The organism is Janthinobacterium svalbardense (assembly GCF_002327145.1).
Classification (GTDB): Bacteria; Pseudomonadota; Gammaproteobacteria; order Burkholderiales; family Burkholderiaceae_D; genus Janthinobacterium; species Janthinobacterium tructae.
Window position 1 is genome coordinate 997950 of sequence record NZ_CP023422.1, and the last position, 18466, is coordinate 1016415.

Sequence of the window (18466 nt, forward strand, 5' to 3'; positions counted from 1 at the left end):
CAAAATCGTCGACCTGGATCAAGCCATCGACCAGGCGCGCATATTCCAGCAAGGTATTGTGCTCCTGGCAGCTGACGGTGCCTGCCGCCATCGCTGCCGCCAGCCATGGCTGCATGGCGGACAAGCTTTGCGGCAGGTGCCGCAGGGCTGCCCCTTCTGGCGTGTCTTTCAGGCGCTTTTCGATGTGCAGCACGTCGGGCAGCAAGGCCAGTGCCCGCTCGGCGCAGGCCACGGGATCTGCCGCGTCGCTGGCCACATGGCCGTCGGCCAGCAGGCGCTCGCGGTCGGCGCCCGGCGTTTGCAGGGCCAGCGCCACTTCACTGCCCAGTTCGTCGGACGGCGGACGGTGCGGCAGGCCAAACGGGAACAGCAGGGTACGCAGCAGCACCGCCAGCACGCGTGCGGGGAAATTATCGAGCACGCCCGTCAAGCCCTGCTGCGCCTTCACCAGCGCGTCTTGCAGCGACCAGTGCACATAGGGCAGGTCGGCCTCGGGCCGGCCATCGTCCTCGTAACGCTTCAGCACGGACGAAGCCAGGTACAGCTGCGCCAGCACGTCGCCCAGCCGGGCAGACAGCCGTTCGCGGCGCTTGAGTTCGCCACCGAGCACGAACATCGACATATCCGTCATGACGGCAAACGCCGTCGACAGCCGCGTCAACGCGCGGTAGTAGGGTGCCAGTGCGGGCGCGCCGGCGTCGGGCACGGCCGCCAGGCGCGCGCCGCCCAGTCCGTACCACAATCCCCTGGTCAGGTTGCCCAGCACAAAGCCCACGTGGCCAAAGAAGGCAGCGTCAAAATCGCGCACGGCCTTGCGACCATCGTTTTCCTGGACGGCGGCCATTTCCTTGAGTACATACGGGTGCGCGCGGATGGCGCCCTGGCCGAAGATGATCAGGCTGCGCGTGAGGATGTTGGCGCCTTCGACCGTGATGGCGATGGGGATTTGCTGGTAGGCGCTGGCGAGGAAATTGTTCGGGCCCACGCAGATGCCCTTGCCGCCGAGAATGTCCATGCCGTCGTTGACGAGTGCGCGTCCCCGTTCCGTGACGTGGTATTTGACGATGGCGGAAATGACGGCCGGCTTCTCGCCCAGGTCGACGGCGTGCGCGGCCAGGGTACGCGCCGCGTCCATCAGGTACAGGTTGGCGCCCATGCGCGCCAGCGCTTCCTGCACCCCCTCGAACTTGCCGATCGGCATGTTGAACTGGCGCCGCAGGGCCGCGTACGCGCCGGTGCCGCGCACGGCCATCTTGCCCATGCCCACGCTGGACGAGGGCAGAGAGATGGCGCGTCCCGCCGCCAGGCATTCCATCAGCATGCGCCAGCCTTTGCCCACTTGCGCCTGGCCGCCGATGACCCAGTCGATGGGAATGAAGACATCGTTGCCGGACGTGGGGCCGTTCTGGAAGGCGGCGTTCAAGGGATGGTGGCGGCGGCCGATCACCACGCCGTCGTGGCTGGCGGGGATCAGGGCGCAGCTGATGCCCGGTGCATCGTTGTCGGAGAGCAGATGTTCGGGATCGCTGGTCTGGAATGCCAGGCCCAGCAAGGTTGCCACGGGCGCCAGGGTGATGTAGCGCTTGTTCCAGCTGAGGCGGAAACCCAGAGTGGCGCGCCCCTCATGCATGCCCATGCACACCACGCCCAGGTCGGGAATGGCGGCCGCGTCGGAACCCGCATACGGGCTGGTCAGCGCAAAGCAGGGAATCTCGGTGCCGGCGGCCAGGCGCGGCAGGTAGTAATCTTTCTGGGCTTCGGTGCCGTAGTGCAGCAGCAGTTCGGCCGGTCCCAGCGAATTGGGCACCATCACGCTCACCGCCAGCGCCGAGCAGCGGCTCGACAGTTTCATGACCACCTGCGAATGCATGGTGGCGGAGAACTGTTTGCCGCCATATTGTTTCGGGATGATCATGCCGAGGAAACCCTGGCTTTTCATGTAGGCCCAGGCTTGTGGTGGCAAGTCGAGTTGCTGCTGCGTTTCCCAGTCATTGACCAGTTCGCACAGCCGTTCGACGTCATGCTCAAGAAAGTGGCGTTCCTCGGCGGTGAGCGTGGCGCGGCCATAGGCATGCAGTTTTGTCCAGTCGGGCCGGCCGGAAAACAGGTCGGCATCCCACCACGTGGTACCTGCCTCGAGGGCGTCGCGTTCCGTGTCGGACATCGTTGGCAGGATGCGCCTGAACAGGGCCAGCAGGCGCGGAGCGAGCAGGGCGCGGCGCACGGGGCCGGGCGCGAACAGTGCAACTAGGCCCAGCAGGGCCACCATCAGTATGATCATCAGCATGCGATATCTCCATGTGTAATAAGAGCCTATCCCAGTAGTGAGCGTCTTCTGCTGGCAGTTCATCAGGAGCGAGGACAAGGCGTGAGGAGGACGCGTGGCGAGCCACGCAACGACGATCAACGCAGTCCCCGCTTCTGATGGGCGCCAGCAGGGGATGTATTCATCTACTGGAATAGGCTCTAAGTACAGGGTAGGCCGATGCGGCCGATGTTACTGTGCGGTACAGCGCATACACACAACGCCAACCGCATGGGTTGGCGTTGTGGTGTCTGGCGCGAGGCGTATTAGCGTGGTGGAACGACAATCACCGTGTCGCCCGTCTTGCCCTTGGCGCCCGTGTCGCCTTTGGCGCCTGCATCGCCGGCAGCGCCAGCGTCGCCCTTGGCGCCATCGTTGCCTTGCATGCCGCTGTCGCCAGTCTGGCCCGTGGCGCCGGTGGCACCCGTCGCGCCGGCAGGGGCTTCAGCGCCCGTGGCACCCGTGGCGCCTGTTGGGCCAGGCGCGCCGGCAGGGCCGGGAACGACTTGCACGACGGTAGGAGCGGGTGGCGTTTCGCGCTGGCAAGCGGTCAGGGCGAGGGTAGAGGCGAGCGCGAGCAATATCAGGGTAGGTTTCATGATGCATCCTTTGGCAGTGTGCCGTTATGTACGGAACGGCTCGACGGCGTCGGGCGCGAGTTTCGCATGGCGGTGTGGCGGGGAGAGCGGACCTGTCACCCCGTCTGCCGTGTCGCGCAGGGCGCTGGCGGCGGGAGGGGATTTGGTCTGCCTGCAGCATGGGCTCTTGGGCCGCAGCAGTCCGTACGTTTGCGTACATAGCTGGCGATGGATGGCATGACGTTGTTTGCAGGCGAAAACAAAAAAGCCACCCGAAGGTGGCTTTTTGCTATGTACTGCTGAATTCTTGGTGGCCCGGGGCGGAATCGAACCACCGACACAAGGATTTTCAATCCTCTGCTCTACCGACTGAGCTACCAGGCCAAGGCGGCGAATTATAGCAGAAAGACTTTCCACCTGACCAGAGCTAGCTGTGTTCAAATGCAACAGAAGGCCAAAACATGGTGTTTTGGCATCCTTGTATGACCTGAAGGGATGTGGCGATGCGGCGATGTATGGGAGTGCAAGGCCTGGCGGCTGTGGGCTTGTTCAGTTTGTTTTGCGGTACGGCGCGGGCCGATGGCCTGGCCGATCTGAATGCGGCGCTGGCGCGTTTGCAGGGCCGGATGCCGATCAAGGCGCAGGTCGAATCGAAAACCTGGCGCCGCGAGGGCGAGGGCAAGACGGCGGAAGACGATAGCGGCCAGGCCACGGTGGCTGTTGACAGCGGGCCAGCGGGCTTGCAGGTGCTCTACAGTAAGGAGGTGCTGGCGAAAGTGGAAGCCGAGCAGCGCGCCAGGGTGAAAGATCCGAAGGTCAAGACGCCGATCGGCTTTGCGCTGGGGGAAATGAAGGCGACGGAGCTGCACTCCATGGTGTCGGCGGCGGATGCCCTGTCGCGCGAAATCGAGGAAGCCGTGTTCAGCGGCGAGAAGATAGATAACTACAAGGGCAAGCCGGCGCGCCTGCTCAGCTTTACCTTGTCGCTCGACAAGGTGCCGGAAAAGGACCGCAAGTATGTGAAGAAGTTCGAGGGCGGCCTCGAGGTGTGGATCGCTGCCGACGGCACGCCGCTGGCCAGCCATTTCCACTTTGACGTGAGCGGGCGCGCTTTCGTCGTCATCAGCTTTACGCAAAAGACGGACGAGACGCGCCAGTATGGCGTCAGCGGCGACCATTTATTGTTGCTGCGCAAGGAAAGCAAGAATGCCACCTCGGGTGCGGGCGAGAAGGTGGACAGCAAAATTATCAAGACCTTGCAGCTGCAGTCCTGACCCGTCGCAGAACCCCCAAGCCGCTGATCCAGCGGCTTTTTTTACATCGCCGAGTTGCCGCCCAGGCCGCTCTTTTGCAGCACGCAGCGTCCCGCTTCGCAAGTGGCGCCCGGGTCCGTGACGATGGAGCAGGTCGACATCATGCCGTCCGCCTGCTGCTGCTTGCGGCTGGCCTCGGCTTGCGCCTGGGCCAGTGCCTTGAGTTTCTTGCCGTCATAGTCCTTGCTGGACCAGGCCAGGTAGCGTTCGGGCCCGCCGCAGGCTTTGGCACCGATGGCGAGGGTCTGGCATTGCTGCGTGGAATCGCAAGCAGCGGCGCCCACTTCCGCCTGGATTTGCGCCAGCAAGCTGGCATTGCCGGGGGCGGGGGGCGCATCATTTTGCGTGGGGGCGCTGCCGCAGGCGCTGGCGGCAAGCAGCAGGATGGCGGCGCACGCGGCGCGCAGGACGGAGTAGGTTGGCGTTTGCATGCCTTCATCATGTGCCACGCTTGCCCAAATGGCAAGCGCGATTCGCGCGCTGGACTATCCTTGATCCCCGTCATTTTCATTGCCAAGCAGTCAAAGTTAATATAAATCAACATCCAACCAGCGATGTACGGGTGGCAACCGGGCCGGCGTGCTGCATTCCCGCGCCGGCGCGCGCCGCCGATTCGGGAATGTTTCCAGGAGTTAGACTATGTGCCGCACCCTCTCACCCTTCCTTTTCATCACCAGCCTGGCCTTCGGCGGTGTGCTGCACGCCGCCGACAAGGAACCGATCCAGCCGATCAATGCCGCCAAGGTGGCCAATCCGGCGATGGTCGAATTGGGCAAGAAATTGTTTTTCGACCCGCGCCTGTCGCGCTCGGGCTTTATTTCCTGCAATAGCTGCCATAACCTGAGCATGGGCGGTACGGACAACATCAAGACCTCGATTGGCCACAACTGGCAGCGCGGGCCCATCAATTCACCCACGGTGCTCAATGCCAGCATGAACGTGGCGCAGTTCTGGGATGGCCGCGCCAAGGATTTGCAGGAGCAGGCGGGCGGGCCAATCGCCAATCCGGGCGAGATGGCTTTTACGCACGAGCTGGCCATCGACGTGCTGGCCTCGATTCCCGCCTACCGCGCGCAATTTCGGCAAGTGTTCGGCCAGGATAAATTGACCATCGAGCAAGTCACGCGCGCCATCGCCGCTTTCGAGGAAGTGCTGGTGACCCCCGGTTCCCGCTTCGACCAATGGTTGATGGGCAAGAAAAGCGCGCTGACGAAAGACGAGCTGGCCGGCTACCAGTTATTCAAATCCAGCGGCTGCATTGCCTGCCATAACGGTCCCGCCGTGGGTGGCAACACTTTCCAGAAGATGGGCGTGGTGGAACCGTATAAAACGGCGATGACGGCGCAAGGGCGCTCGGCCGTGACGGGCAAGGATGCCGACCGTTTCAACTTCAAGGTGCCCACCCTGCGCAACGTGGAATTGACGTATCCCTACTTCCACGATGGCGAAGCGGCCACCCTGACGCAAGCCGTCGACGTGATGGGCCGTTTGCAACTGGGCCGCACCTTCACGCCAGACGAAAACGCCAAGCTGGTGGCCTTCCTGAAAACCCTGACGGGCAAGCAGCCGCAGCTCGTGCTGCCGATCCTGCCGCCATCGTCGGATACGACGCCGCGGCCGGTGCCGTTTGACTGAGTAAGCTGCACATAAAAAATGCCCGCATACAAGCGGGCATCGAGGTTTACTTCAATGTTCTCTGGAACAACTGATAGATGCGGCGGTACTCGTCATACCACGCTTCCGGCTGCACGAAGCCGTGGCGCTCCATCGGGTAGCTGGCCATTTCCCAGTTATCCTTTTTGAGCTCGATCAAACGCTGCGACAGGCGCACGGAATCCTGGTAAAACACGTTGTCGTCGATCATGCCATGGGCGATCAGGAGGTTGCCTGTCAGTTTGTCGGCGTATTCGATGGGCGACGATATTTTGTACGCTTGCGGATCGATGTCCGGCGTGTTCAGGATGTTCGCCGTGTACTCGTGGTTGTAGGTGGTCCAGTCCGTCACGGGGCGCAGGGCGGCGCCGGATTTGAACACGTCCGGCGCGCGCATCAGGGCCATCAGGCTCATGAAGCCGCCATAGCTGCCACCATAGATGCCCACGTTCTTGATGTCGCCCTGGTGCTGCTGCGCCAGCCAGTGGGCACCGTCAATAAAATCGTCCAGTTCCGGGTGGCCCATCTGGCGGTAGATGGCCGTGCGCCAGGCGCTGCCGTAGCCCATCGAGGCGCGATAGTCGACGTCGAGCACGATATAGCCTTGCTCTACCAGCAGGTTGTGGAACATCTGCTCGCGGAAGTAGACGGGGTAGCGCTGCGTCACGTTCTGCAGGTAGCCGGCGCCGTGCGCGAACATGACGATCGGATATTGTTTTCCTGCTTCCAGTGTTGCGGGCCGGTACAGCTTGGCCCAGATCGGTGCTGCGCCATGCGTGGACGGCACTTGCACCAGCTCCGGCATGACCCAGCTGCGCGCCTTGAAGGCGTCGCTGCGCGTATCCGTCAGAATATTCGCCTTGCCGCCTGCAACGGAAACCGTCGCCAGCTGGGCCGGCACATAGCTGGTCGAATAGCGCAGCAGCAGCTTGCCGTTATCGGGCGACAGGCCGAAATTTTCCACACCTTTCAAATTCGTCACTTCGCGCACGCCGCCATCGCTGGCCGTGCTGGCGCACACTTCATAGGTGCCAGGCGCTTGCCGGTTGCACATAAAATAGGCGTTCTTGCCGTCGCGGCTCCATTCGACGGCGCTCACTTCCCATTGGCCGCTGGTCAAGGCGCGCGCCGGGGCCGCGCCCGTCTTCGTGTACAGGTGGGCGTAGCCGCTTTCCTCGGACAGGTACCACAGGGTGGCGTTGTCGGGCAGCCAGCCGAATTCGTCGGCGCGGCGGTTGACCCAGGCCGCGTCGCTGATGCGGTGCACGGGCACGAGGGCACCGTTGACCAGGTCGACATTGGCGATCCAGCTGTCCTTGTTGTCGATGGCGCGCACGCGCACGGCAACTTTGCTGCCGTCATCGGTCCAGGCGATGCCGTCGCGCTGGGCGTCGATGCGCACGGGACGGTTGCCTTTCAACGGCGGCAGCTTTTGCTCGGCTCGCAGAAGCGCCAGCGGATCGACCGCGATGCCGGGCAGGCTGTCGAAAGCGATCTCGCGCACCGACCCCGTGCGCAGGTCGGCCAGCTTCAGGCTTTGCGCGATCGGCATGTTGCGGCCCACGCGCGTGCGCTCGTCGTCCGCTTCCGGGTAGCCCGTTTCCGTGACGTAGCGGGCCAGCTTGCCCAGCTTGCCCTTCTCGGCGGCCTTGTCCTGCGTGACGAACAGCAGCCAGCGGCCATCCGGCGCCAGGGCGCTGCCGGAAATCGTGACTTTATCTCCCAGGTAGATCGGTTCCGGCGCGCGCGTGGCGTCCAGGCGGCGCTCTTCGTGGCGGCGCTCGCGGCTGGCGTCGCGGTCTTCCTTCTGACGCGCCAGGTTGACGATCAGGCGCAGCTGCAGTTCGCGCAGGGCGTCCGCTTCCGGCTTGGCATCCGGGTCCTTGGCCGCACGCAGCAGGGCGACGGGGGCGCTCAGGCGGTCAACGCGGCTCCAGCTGAACCAGTCTGTGCCGCTGCGGTATTGCACCGCGCCGCCGTCGGCGGAGTATTGCGGGTCGCTGATGGCCGAGACGCCGCGCGTGATTTGCGTCAAGGCGCCGTTTTTCAAGTCGCGCTCGAACAAGTCGCCATTGCGCAGCAGGATGGCGCGCGTGCCGGCCCGGTTGACGAGCATCTGCTGGCCATCGAGATTGGCCAGCTGTGCGTCATCGACCTTCTTGCCGCTATTCAGTTTGGCGTTCGCGCCTGGCAATTGATAGGTGTCGCGCAGGGGCGAGCCGAGGCGCTTTTGCTTGTAATACAGCTGGCCATTCCAGCCCCACCATGCCGCTTCGACGGGTGTGCCGATCCAGTCGGGATCGGCCATGGCCTGGTCCAGGGTGATGGGCGTGGGTGCTGCGGTGGTGGAAGGGGCCGCATGCGCGGCGGGTAGCAGAGTTAGCAGCAGGAGCGGCAGCAGGGGAAGAACCAGACGCATCGGGGATCGCTTTAAAAAAGGGGATGGTGAAGGTACAGGCTATGAAGCCGGTATTTTAGCGGAGGAGTTTCGTACAGGAAATGTCGGAAAGCTAAGCTTGCTGCCGGGCCAGCCAGGCGAGAAAGTCGGCTAGCGGCATCGGCCGCGCATACAGATAACCCTGCAAGCCGTCGCAATCGTGGGCGACCAGGAAGTCGGCTTGCTCCTGTGTTTCCACGCCTTCGGCCACCACGCGCAAACCCAGGTGGCGCGCCATGGCCAGGATCGCTTGCACGATGGCCGTGTCGTGTGGCGTGTCGTCGATGAAGCGTTTGTCGATTTTGAGTTCGTACAGCGGCATCGAGGTCAGGTAAGAGAGGCTGGAATAGCCGGTGCCGAAATCGTCGATGGAAAAGCGGATGCCCAGGGCCGCCAGTTCGCGCATGCGCGCCAGCGAGGCGTCGCGCTGGTCGATCAGCAAGCCTTCCGTCAGCTCCAGGATCAGGGCGCCGGCCGGCGTGCCGTGTTCGGCCAGCGCCGCCTGCACGCGGGAGGCGAAATCGGGCTGGCGAAATTGGGCCGGGCTGACGTTCACCGACAGGGGAACGGGCCGGCCAGCCTGCGCCAGCAGGCTGGCGGCGCGGCACGCTTCGCGCAGGGCCCAATGCCCCAGCCTGACGATCAGCCCTGATTCCTCGGCGATGGGGATGAAAATGCCCGGTGCGATAAAGCTGCCGTCCGGCTGCGGCCAGCGCATCAGCATTTCGGCGCCCGTCACCCGTCCATCGCGGTCGACCTGGGGCTGCACGTGCATGCATAATTGACTGGCATCGAGCGCGCGCGCCAGCGCCCGTTCCAGGGTCAGGCGACGCTCCACGTCCGCCTGCATGGCCGCTTCAAAGAAGGCGATGCCGTTGCGCCCTTCCGCCTTGGCGCGGTACATGGCGATATCGGCTTCGCGCAGCAAGTCATGCGCCTGCTGCTGCGCTTTCGGCAGCAGGGTCACGCCGATGCTGGCGCTGCAATGATACGACTGCCCGCCGATCTCGAAGTCGCGCGCGATGGCGGTGCGGATTTTCTCGGCCACCTGGGCCGCCGCATGGGCGGCGCCGTGCAAGTCATCGGCCAGGTGAGCCAGCAGCACGACGAATTCGTCGCCGCCGATGCGCGCCACCGTGTCGGCCTTGCGCATCAGCTGTGCCAGCCGTTCGCCCGCCAGGCGCAGCAGCGCGTCGCCCGTGGCATGGCCGCGCGCGTCATTGATGTGCTTGAAGTGGTCGAGGTCGATGAACATCAGCGCACTGATTTTATGGTCGCGCGGCGCGGCGGCCAGCAAGTGGGCGATGCGGTCCATCAGCAGGCGCCGGTTGGGCAAGCCCGTCAGCACGTCGTAGAAAGCCAGGCGGTGGATGTCCTCTTCCGATCGCTTGCGCTCGTCGATTTCGCGTTCGACAGCCACCCAGTGCGTTTGCCTGCCGTCCGTATCCGTAAACGGCACCAGTTCCGCTTCGACCCAGTACGCCTTGCCGGCCTTGTTGTAGTTCAATAACTCCGCCCTGGCCGGCTGGGCGCAGGCCATGGCGGCGGTGACGCGCGCCAATTCGCCCGCCTCGGTGGCGGGGCCCTGCTGGAACAGCAGGCTGCGGCCCAGCACCTCGGCGCGCGCATAGCCGCTGCTGCGCTCGAAGGCATCGTTGACGAAGATGATGCGTGTGGCCGATACCGTCCCGGCGCCGGGGCCGGGCGGGCCGTCCAGCACTTCGGCGATCATCACCATGTCGTTCAGGCGGGCCAGCGCGGTCGCCGTCAAGCGCAGCTCGGCGTTGCGTTGCGACAGGGCCTGGCTGCTGTCTTCCAGGTGGCGCAGCAGGAAGGCGCAGGACAGGGTCAGCACGGCGGCGATAAACAGGAAGTTCAGGGCCACGATCAGCGCGCGCAGCACGGGAGAATCGGGCGTGCCCGGCAGGTGCAGGGCGACGTCCGGATGCAGGCCCAGGAAAAAGATGGTCAGCGAGGTCAGGGCCAAGGTTGACAGGGCTGGCCGCATGCCCAGCAGCAGTGCCGCCAGCACGGGCATGAGCATCATGTAGATCTGGCTGACGGGGCCGATTTTCAGCAGCAGGCCCACGCCTACCAGATAGGCGACGATGAGGAATTGCCACACGCGCCAGCGGTAGGGCATGGCGCGCAGATGCCAGATGACGCCGACCCAGCCGAGGGCCAGCAAGTCGAGGGCGACAATGGACCAGATGGCTTCGCTCGCGGCCAGCAGCGCGCTGGGAATGGCCGTCACGAAGCCAAGCAGCAGTACCACCTGCAGCAGGTGCTTAAAGACCTGGCCGCGCCAGTGCGCGAGATCGTTCGACGCCGCCACGCTGCCGTCCTTTCTCCAGAATGCCGTGTAACCGTACTGAGCAGTAGGTTGACTAAATACTACGCGCTATCTTTCTCCATGTCATCTTGATCATTCATCATGATTTCCGGCGTTCAACGTTCAGCCTTGTCGACGGATGCATTGATCCATTCGTAGGGCATGATTACCTTGCTGGCGACGGGCTTGCCATCCAGCGTTTCCGGCTGGAAGAGGCACTGGGCCAGCGCATCGCGGGCCGCCTGGTCGAGGGCGGGATAGCCGCTGGAGCGGATGACAGCCGCTGCGCTGACCTTGCCGTCCGCCTCCACCGTGAAGTGCAAGGTCACTCTGCCTTGGGCGCCGCGCCGTTTCTCGCCCGGGGGCCAGGCTGGCGGAGTACAAGCAGCAGGCATGCTGGCCGGCACGCGCACGGCAGGTGCCGAAACGGGCGCGGAAATGGGCGCCGGCGTGGCCGTGTGACAGCCTGCCAGGAGGATGGCGAGGCAGGCGGTGGCCAGCAGGCTGCTGGCAGAGGAAGGGGGCAGGCGATAGGGCAAAAGGGAACTCCATATTCGGAACAAAAAAAAGCCAGCCTTTCGGCTGGCGCTATGGGGGTGAAGCGCACAATGGCGCTTCGAACCCGCGCTTATTTCTTGGGCGCGCTCAGGCATTCTTTCATGAATGCCTTGCGCGCGTCGCCCTTCATGTCCTTGGCATCGGCATTGCACGCTTTCATCTTGTTTTGCTGCGTCATGGCCGGTGCCGGCTTGGCACTCAGGCATTCCTTCATGAAGGTTTTGCGCTCATCGCCCTTCTTGCCCGCGGCATCGGCATTGCAGGTGGTCATTTTCGACTGTTGCGCCGTCTTGGCGACTGGGGCCGCTTCCGGTGCGGCGGCAAAGGCGGTGCTGGCAAACGCGGCAGCGATGCAGAGGGCGATTAATTGTTTCATGGCAAATCCTTGTAGACGCAGGCGATGGATGGGGACGTGCAATCGGCAGTTCACTGCCGATATGCAGAACGTAACTAACTATATGACATTTATCAACAAAATTTCCACTCGTGTGTGTCTTTTTGTTACTGTCAGGCGCCAGGCATCCAGCGGCTGGCCCGGGCAGTCATGTTGCGGCGGCAGCGCTCCTGTTTTTTGCTATGCTAGCGTCTTTCCACCGGCCGATGCCGCTGTCTTGGCCGGCGCACCCTCAATACGGAGTAGTTATGGTCTCGTTGCAAGAGCAGTTTTTAAAGGCCGGCCTGGTCGACAAGAAGAAGGTCAAGCTGGCCAACCAGGACAAGAGCAAGCAGAAAAAGGACGAGCGCAAGAGCGGCACGCAAAGTGTCGACGAGGTGCGCCTGGCCGCGCTCGAGACGCAGCGCAAGAACGCGGAACGCGCGCGCGAGCTGAACGCCCAGCGCGACGCGGCCGCCAACCAGAAAGCCATCGTGGCGCAGATTGCGCAAATGGTGCAAAAAAACCGCCAGAGCAAGGGCAACCACGGCGAGCTGCCGTACAACTTCACGTTTAACAACAAAATCGAGCGCATCTACGTGACGGCCGCCGTGCAGGCCCACTTGGTGGCGGGCCGTCTGGTGATCATCTGCCTGGGCGGCGCCGTGGAACTGGTACCGCGCATCATCGCCGACAAGATCGCCGAACGCGATCCCGCCATCGTCGTGCGCGTGAAACAGGCCAGCACGCAAGTGGACGAGGACGATCCGTATGCGGCGTTCCAGATTCCTGATGATTTGATGTGGTAAGGCCGCGCTTGCAGCGTTGAGACACGAATGCAGATGCTGCAAGCAAGAAAATAAGAGCAATCGCTGAGGCTGCTCAAGGTCGGCACAGCCCAGCGCGGCATGCTGTGGGAATCTTCCCATCGGGCATGCCATGACGATACTTCCCTACGACCGCTCGCGCCTGCATGCCATGCTGGTGGCGCTCGATCAGCAAACCGAGCGTGACCTGCGGCGCCATCTGTTGCATGCAAGGCATGATGCCGCTGTCCTGATGCGTGCTGAGAACCGCTCGCGTCGCGTGCTGCAGGCGCTCGATTACGCCAAAGATCCAGCGCTCAAGCGTTTGCGCCTGCAGTTTCCGCAGGTCGATATTGCCACCATATGGCCACAGCTGAGCGAAATTTGCCATGATGTCGCCTTGTGCCTGGGTATGGCGACGCTGGCATCGCAGGCGGCGCTGGAAGCCTTGCTGGCGCAGGTGTTCAACGCGGGCGCCATGGGCAAGTCCATGTTGGCCGGCCTGCGCGACGCCGGCAGCACTTACCGCATGGGCTTAGGCAAACTATGGGGGGCTGATCCTGCGCACGCCCGCTTTGTTGTGTCTGACTTGCATCGCCCAGCGCCCCATGCCAGCATGGTTGCCGCCGATTTCGCCCATGGCCATGCGCTCGCCGTCACCGCCATGCTGCGCAGCGTGAGCCTCGGTTTACGCCATGGCAGCATGCGGCGGCAAGCCATACTCGGCGCCGCCATGCACAATGCGCGGCTCGGCCCCAAGGTCGCCATGTGGCTGGCGCGCAATGAACTGGCGCTGGCCAGGCATCCGTCCTTGCAGGCGCGAACGGCGGCGATCGAGACGGCGCCTGCCATGCTGGCGCACACCGCGCCGGCCACTGCCGTCAAAGGCGTGGTAGCAAACGCAAACAAGGTCGCGCGCGACATGGAAATCCTGCGCTTCTACGCGGCCCAGGGCAACCGTGAAGCTTACTGGAACTATCTGGCCGCCGGCGGCGACCGTTATGCGCGGCTGGCGCTGGGTGTCGTGCGCAATGACACCATCAGCGGCGTCATTGCCAACGGTTATGCACAGATGCGGGCAGATCAGCTTGGGAGAGTGATGAGCGAGCGCGACTGGCATCAGTTTGGCATCGAGCTGATGCGGGCTGATCTTGGATATCGTGAAAAATATCTGCCGAATTCGATGGCGCTGGGGAAAATCGCACCGCTTTCGGTGGAAGACGTGGCGAGATATCACACTGTAATTTTCAAAGAGTTTCTTTTGGACTCAGAAGCGTGGACCGCGCATGTTCCTCTGTCTCCTTATCTGGATGCCCATGATGTCGCAGGCGCGGAGAAAGTCTGGCAGGCCATGCTCGATGAGCGCTTTTATGTCAATGCATCGCGTGTTCTGCGGTCGGAAGGGCGCGCGTTATTGAACGGAGTAAATTCCATGGAGCATGCCGCCTGGCTGGGAAAAATTGGCGTGCTCACGTCAGGCTACGCCCTCGATCCATTCCAGGCCTATGCCGACGCGGACAAGATCGGCAGTTGGCGCTACGCGAATGGCGCCTGGTCGCGCATGCATTTCGATTACCCGGCCACCATGGATGGCAGCTTCGGCATGGACATGGCGCCTGAGCGGCTGCGCAAGCAATTGGATCTGGACAGGCTGTTTCGCCTGGAGCGTCTACGTCCGATGGACAAACATCCGCAGGATCTCTCTCATCTGATGCCGGGGAAGTGAGGTGACGCAACCGTCCCCGCGCAAGCGACATTTGACAACAAGGATATTGCTCGCCATTTTCTGTCTGGCCGTTCTGGCCTGGTATGCGTCGCCACGCAAAAAGCCACCGACCGAACTGCACATGATGGTCAATGGCAACAAGCTTCTCATTCCCGCGAACTATATTCCAAGCTATATGCAAGGTTTGTACGAGCAAGCCGGCAACAGGCAGGGTTTGCTCTTGCAAGCGCGATGGACGGGGGGCAAGTTGCTGCCCTACATCGCTCCGCATGACAATACGCCCATTTGGATCAGTCATCAGGATGAAGTCTCCATTCTGGTGCAGCATTTTGAAGTTAACACGCTGGCCGAAAAGTATCAGCTTGCCCAGCGCTTTAGCTCGATCTGGATGCCGAATCGCAAGCAGATGGCGTCACGTCATGGCTTGCTGCGCTATGAACACAACGATCTGCCGCAGCGCTTGCGGGAAGATGTGATCACGGTGTTTTATGAAAAGGACTTGTATCTATACCCATCGCGCGAACGGATAGAAACGCAGATTGTCTGCGACCCGGATTTTTTTCCCGATCCCGGTACGGAAAGGGCGAACGCGCTGAAGAAGCGCGGTAAGTTGCTCATTAATCCCCGCTGCTCGCACGATATTTTCCTGCACGGCTTGAGAAATTCTCATATCGACATCGGCTACTTTCGCAGCCATCTGCATGAATGGCAAGCCATCGAGCAGGCTGTGGTCGCATTGCTGGATTCATTGAATCAAGAGCCGCAGAAGGCCTTGTCGCTGGCGCGGCAGCGCGATGCAATTGGACCTGGACAGGCTGTTCCGTCTGGAGCGTCTACGTCCGATGAACAAACATCCGCAGGACCTCTCTCATCTGATGCCGGGGAAGTGAGATGATGCAACCGTCCCCGCGCAAGCGACATTTGACAATAAAGATCTTGCTCGTCATTTGCTGTCTGGCCACCCTGGCCTGGTGTGCGTCGCCACGCAAACAGCCGGCGACCGAACTACACATGATGGTCAATGGCAATCATCTGCTCATTCCCGCGAACTATATTCCAAGCTATATGCGGGGTTTGTACGCGCAAGCCGGCAACAGGCCGGGTTTGCTCTTGCAAGCGCAGTGGAAGCGGGGCAAGTTGCTGCCCTTCATCGCTCCGCATGACAATACGCCTATCTGGATCAGTTATCAGGATGAAGTCTCCATTCTGGTGCAGCATTTTGACGCCAATACGCTGGCCGAAAAGTATCAGCTTGCCCAGCGCTTTAGCTCGATCTGGATGCCCAATCGCAAGCAGGTGGCGTCACGTCATGGCTTGCTGCGCTATGAGCACAACGATCTGCCGCAGCGCGTACGGGAAGATGTGATCACGGTGTTTTATGAAAAGGACTTGTATCTATATCCATCGCGCGAGCGGATAGAAACGCAGATTGTCTGCGCCCCGGATTTTTTTCCCGATCCCGGTACGGAAAGGGCGAACGCGCTGGAGAAGCGTGGGAAATTGGTAATAGGCCCTAGCTGCTCGCACGATATTTTCTTGCACGGCTTGAGAAATTCTCATATCCAAGTCAGCTACTTTCGCAGCCATCTGCATGAGTGGCGGGCCATCGAGTTGGCTGTGGTCGCGTTGCTGGATTCAATGAATCAAGAGCCGCAGAAGGCCTTGTCGCTGGTGCGGCAGCGCGATGCGCAGCGCGAAAGCGGGATGGGACGATAAACGCAAAAACGCCACCCGAAGGTGGCGTTTTTGAAAGTAATACGAATTCTTGGTGGCCCGGGGCGGAATCGAACCACCGACACAAGGATTTTCAATCCTCTGCTCTACCGACTGAGCTACCAGGCCAAGGTGGCGAATTATAGCAGACCAAAACGGGAATGCAAGAGGCGGCTGTAATTTTTCCTGGATTTTCTGGGTGCACCTGCCTTTTTAGATAGGGATGTACCGTTTAGCCATGGAGGGGAGCGCTGCAGGCGAACGCTCTTGCGTGCGTAGTATTATTGTTTGATAATTAATTCCTTATCAAACCAGTCAATCTGCATCGCGATGTACACACCGGCGCTAGCCGGTTTTTTTATGTGCGGCGCAGGCGTTGGCTTCAATGGCGGAACAGGGAAACCGGGATGGCGATGCAATGCATGGCGGTAGAAAATGGGCGCGCGCGGCGCGCCCTGGCGGGCTTGCTGGGGGCGGTGCTGGTTTGCGCGGCAGCGCCGGCACAGGCGGGCGACGAGAATATCGTATCGCTGGCGCGCTTGTGGAGCGCGGCCCGCGCCACGCATCCGGCCCTGGCTGACGACCGCATCGACTGGGACCGCGCGCTGGTGGCGGCCTTGTCCCAGTTGCGGGACGAAGACGATGAGCCCAGTTTGCGGTTTGCCGTCGCGACCCTGATGGCGCCGCTGCACGATGAGGCCTTGCGCATCGGGGCTGCGGCGCCGGCGTACGTGCGCTGGCCGGCCGATGGCGATGTGCTGGAATGGCTGCCCGGTGACACGGCGTTGCTGCACCTGCATCCTGGCATGCGCGATGGCGGCCCGCCGTCGCTGCCAGCCAGGGCCAGGCAAGTCATACTTGATTTGCGTCCGCGCAGGGAGCTTTCCCGCGCGCCGTCGCCAGCCATGCTGCATGCCGTGCTGGCGCAGTTGATCGCCGAACCCTTGCTGCTGCCGGCCGAGCGCTATCGCTTTTCCACCGGCCCGCGCCCGAAGAATCCCGGGCACTGGGAAGGCATAACGGCGGGTTTCATGCAAATGGAAGTGCAACGGCTGCAGCCGGCGCCTGGTGCGCGGGCGCTGCCCATGGTCTTCATCGTCAATGACACGCAGACGGTGCCGCATGCCGTGCTGGCGCTTCAGCGCACCGGCCGTGCGCGCATCGTGGCCGAGGAGGGCGCCTGGCGCAGCCGCGCCGATCCCGTGCAAACGTTGTCGATAGGCGATGGCTTGCGCGTGCAATTCGCGTCCGGCCAGCTGGCCTGGCCGGACGGCAGCGTCGCCGTGCTGGCCGCCGACCGCACCTTGCGCATGGATCGCGCCACCGGGCCGGCCAGCGCGCCCGTCAAGGCGGCGCTGGCGCTGCTGGCGCAACCATCGACGCCGGTGATATCGGTGATATCGCCGCCGGCATCCGCTGCGCTGTATCCGGTGCGCCACGACGACGAACCGTATCGCGACATGCGCTTGCCCGAGCGCGAGTGGCGCATGCTGGCCGCCATCAAGCTGTGGGCCACGCTGGACAATTACTTTCCGGCCAAGCGCCTGATGAGCAGTTCCTGGGATGAGGTCTTGCAGCGCTGCCTGTACAAGATGGCCCAGGTGCGCGATGCGCGCGGGTATGGCGTGATCCTGCAGGAGATGGCGAGCAGTCTGGATGACAGCCATGTCGGCGTGGGCAGCCGGGCGCTGGGCGGGAACAGTCGCACGCACGGCATTGGCGTGGTGCTGGCTGCCATCGATGAGGCTATCTTGGTGGCCCACGTGACGGACCCCGCCTTGCTGCGTTCGGGTCTGCTGAAGGTGGGCGACGATATCGTGCAAATCGATGGCGAGTATGTGGGCGCGCGTCTGGCGCGCTTGCGCACCGCGACGGCCGCTTCGAACGAAGCGGGACGCTGGCGCAAGGCCATGGCCGAGATGCTGACCTTTTTGCCCGGCGCCAGCGTGACCTTGCAGGTCGATGGCGGCGATGGCAAGCGGCGCGAGGTGGTGCTGCAGCCTACGCCGCTGGACGATGCGCTGGCACCGCGCCACGCGCGCCCGATGATCTCAGTGAACAAGGGCATTGCCTACGTCGATCTGGACCGCTTGCAAGCGGGCGAGGTGGACGCCATGTTTGACAAGATAAAAGGCAGCCGCGCCCTCATACTCGATATGCGCGGCTATCCGAATGGCACGGGCCGCGCCATAGCGGAACGGCTCAATGTCAATGACGCCAGTATCTTTGCCATGAACTACCAGCCGCTGGTGACGGCTCCTGAGGCCAGTTACGGCGTGCAACTGGCGTATCCCGACTTCCTGCTCCCCGCACGCGCTCCTCTGTACCACGGCAAGGTCGTCATGCTGATCAACGAACACACGCAAAGCCAGGCCGAGCATCTGGCGCTGGCGGTCGAGGCGGCCACTCCCGTCACCTTCATCGGTACGCCCAGCGCGGGCGCGGATGGCGATTTGCGGGAAGTGGTGCTTCCTGGAAAAGTCCATGTCTGGTATTCGGGGCTGGAAGTGCGTCATGCTGACGGGCGCCAACTGCAAAGAGTGGGTGTGCAGCCGCATATCATGGTCGCGCCCAGCGTGGCCGGCTTGCGCGCGGGGCGTGACGAAGTGCTGGAGCGGGCGCAGGCATTTCTGCGCCAAGATCAAGAATAGTGCAAATCTTTGGCTTTTCCC

13 protein-coding genes, 2 tRNA genes and 1 pseudogene are annotated in these 18466 nt (G+C 62.6%); 7 read left to right on the top strand and 9 right to left on the bottom strand.

Features of this window, described 5'->3' with window-relative positions:
- Position 1 precedes the first annotated feature (1 nt).
- The 3 genes and pseudogenes from CNX70_RS04345 to CNX70_RS04355 form a co-directional block, all read right to left on the bottom strand.
- Positions 2-2287, bottom strand: a pseudogene (locus CNX70_RS04345) (acyl-CoA dehydrogenase); the annotation flags it as partial.
- A 284-nt stretch (positions 2288-2571) separates the two neighbouring features.
- Positions 2572-2904, bottom strand: a complete 333-nt coding sequence (locus CNX70_RS29100) for a hypothetical protein (protein WP_096233716.1) — start codon at positions 2902-2904, stop codon at positions 2572-2574.
- Between the two features lie 287 nt (positions 2905-3191).
- Positions 3192-3267: transfer RNA gene (locus CNX70_RS04355), tRNA-Phe, on the bottom strand.
- Positions 3268-3398: 131 nt separating this feature from the next.
- On the opposite strand from CNX70_RS04355, the gene CNX70_RS04360 reads away from it, so the two are divergent.
- On the top strand, positions 3399-4157 hold the full coding sequence (locus CNX70_RS04360; RefSeq protein ID WP_244199035.1) for a hypothetical protein: 759 nt from the start codon (positions 3399-3401) through the stop codon (positions 4155-4157).
- Between the two features lie 41 nt (positions 4158-4198).
- Here CNX70_RS04360 and CNX70_RS04365 read toward each other — a convergent pair whose 3' ends face one another.
- On the bottom strand, positions 4199-4627 hold the full coding sequence (locus CNX70_RS04365; protein WP_096233717.1) for a hypothetical protein: 429 nt from the start codon (positions 4625-4627) through the stop codon (positions 4199-4201).
- A gap of 208 nt (positions 4628-4835) precedes the next feature.
- On the opposite strand from CNX70_RS04365, the gene CNX70_RS04370 reads away from it, so the two are divergent.
- Entirely contained in the window at positions 4836-5831 is a 996-nt protein-coding gene (locus CNX70_RS04370) for a cytochrome-c peroxidase (RefSeq protein WP_096233718.1), read from the top strand.
- Positions 5832-5877: 46 nt separating this feature from the next.
- Here the strand turns inward: CNX70_RS04370 and CNX70_RS04375 are convergent, their stop codons facing one another.
- The 4 genes from CNX70_RS04375 to CNX70_RS04390 form a co-directional block, all read right to left on the bottom strand.
- The gene (locus tag CNX70_RS04375) at positions 5878-8268 is read right to left on the bottom strand and encodes a S9 family peptidase (protein WP_096233719.1); all 2391 of its coding nucleotides are present in this window, start codon (positions 8266-8268) and stop codon (positions 5878-5880) included.
- A gap of 91 nt (positions 8269-8359) precedes the next feature.
- On the bottom strand, positions 8360-10621 hold the full coding sequence (locus CNX70_RS04380) for a putative bifunctional diguanylate cyclase/phosphodiesterase (protein WP_096233720.1): 2262 nt from the start codon (positions 10619-10621) through the stop codon (positions 8360-8362).
- Between the two features lie 113 nt (positions 10622-10734).
- Positions 10735-11157: an energy transducer TonB gene (locus CNX70_RS04385; protein WP_157750899.1), complete on the bottom strand. Its 423-nt coding sequence runs from the start codon at positions 11155-11157 to the stop codon at positions 10735-10737.
- Between the two features lie 89 nt (positions 11158-11246).
- A complete protein-coding gene (locus tag CNX70_RS04390) occupies positions 11247-11552 on the bottom strand; it encodes a PsiF family protein (protein WP_096233722.1) in 306 nt (101 codons plus the stop codon).
- Positions 11553-11818: 266 nt separating this feature from the next.
- On the opposite strand from CNX70_RS04390, the gene CNX70_RS04395 reads away from it, so the two are divergent.
- The 4 genes from CNX70_RS04395 to CNX70_RS04410 all read left to right on the top strand — a co-directional run bounded on the left by CNX70_RS04395 (position 11819) and on the right by CNX70_RS04410 (position 15797).
- Positions 11819-12358 carry a DUF2058 domain-containing protein gene (locus CNX70_RS04395; protein ID WP_096233723.1) on the top strand — a complete coding sequence of 180 codons (540 nt, stop codon included), beginning with the start codon at positions 11819-11821 and terminating at the stop codon, positions 12356-12358.
- A gap of 130 nt (positions 12359-12488) precedes the next feature.
- Complete coding sequence (locus tag CNX70_RS04400; protein WP_096233724.1) at positions 12489-14081, top strand: DUF6861 domain-containing protein; 1593 nt, start codon at positions 12489-12491, stop codon at positions 14079-14081.
- Position 14082: 1 nt separating this feature from the next.
- On the top strand, positions 14083-14976 hold the full coding sequence (locus CNX70_RS04405; protein WP_157750900.1) for a hypothetical protein: 894 nt from the start codon (positions 14083-14085) through the stop codon (positions 14974-14976).
- Positions 14973-15797 carry a hypothetical protein gene (locus CNX70_RS04410; RefSeq protein WP_157750901.1) on the top strand — a complete coding sequence of 275 codons (825 nt, stop codon included), beginning with the start codon at positions 14973-14975 and terminating at the stop codon, positions 15795-15797. Before CNX70_RS04405 ends, CNX70_RS04410 begins: the two co-directional genes overlap by 4 nt.
- 50 nt (positions 15798-15847) lie before the next feature.
- Here CNX70_RS04410 and CNX70_RS04415 read toward each other — a convergent pair.
- Positions 15848-15923 (bottom strand) — tRNA-Phe (locus tag CNX70_RS04415).
- A gap of 293 nt (positions 15924-16216) precedes the next feature.
- Here CNX70_RS04415 and CNX70_RS04420 point away from each other — a divergent pair.
- The gene (locus tag CNX70_RS04420) at positions 16217-18445 is read left to right on the top strand and encodes a S41 family peptidase (protein ID WP_157750902.1); all 2229 of its coding nucleotides are present in this window, start codon (positions 16217-16219) and stop codon (positions 18443-18445) included.
- The last annotated feature ends 21 nt before the right edge of the window (positions 18446-18466 follow it).

What these genes read in the sequence shown, in the direction of transcription:
- CNX70_RS04370 (WP_096233718.1), top strand. Translation starts at nt 4,836, where the DNA reads ATGTGCCGCACCCTCTCACCCTTCCTTTTCATCACCAGCCTGGCCTTC.
- CNX70_RS04395 (WP_096233723.1), top strand. Translation starts at nt 11,819, where the DNA reads ATGGTCTCGTTGCAAGAGCAGTTTTTAAAGGCCGGCCTGGTCGACAAG.
- CNX70_RS04365 (WP_096233717.1), bottom strand. Translation starts at nt 4,627, where the DNA reads ATGCAAACGCCAACCTACTCCGTCCTGCGCGCCGCGTGCGCCGCCATC.
- CNX70_RS29100 (WP_096233716.1), bottom strand. Translation starts at nt 2,904, where the DNA reads ATGAAACCTACCCTGATATTGCTCGCGCTCGCCTCTACCCTCGCCCTG.
- CNX70_RS04390 (WP_096233722.1), bottom strand. Translation starts at nt 11,552, where the DNA reads ATGAAACAATTAATCGCCCTCTGCATCGCTGCCGCGTTTGCCAGCACC.
- CNX70_RS04420 (WP_157750902.1), top strand. Translation starts at nt 16,217, where the DNA reads ATGGCGGTAGAAAATGGGCGCGCGCGGCGCGCCCTGGCGGGCTTGCTG.
- CNX70_RS04400 (WP_096233724.1), top strand. Translation starts at nt 12,489, where the DNA reads ATGACGATACTTCCCTACGACCGCTCGCGCCTGCATGCCATGCTGGTG.
- CNX70_RS04410 (WP_157750901.1), top strand. Translation starts at nt 14,973, where the DNA reads ATGATGCAACCGTCCCCGCGCAAGCGACATTTGACAATAAAGATCTTG.
- CNX70_RS04360 (WP_244199035.1), top strand. Translation starts at nt 3,399, where the DNA reads ATGGGAGTGCAAGGCCTGGCGGCTGTGGGCTTGTTCAGTTTGTTTTGC.
- CNX70_RS04375 (WP_096233719.1), bottom strand. Translation starts at nt 8,268, where the DNA reads ATGCGTCTGGTTCTTCCCCTGCTGCCGCTCCTGCTGCTAACTCTGCTA.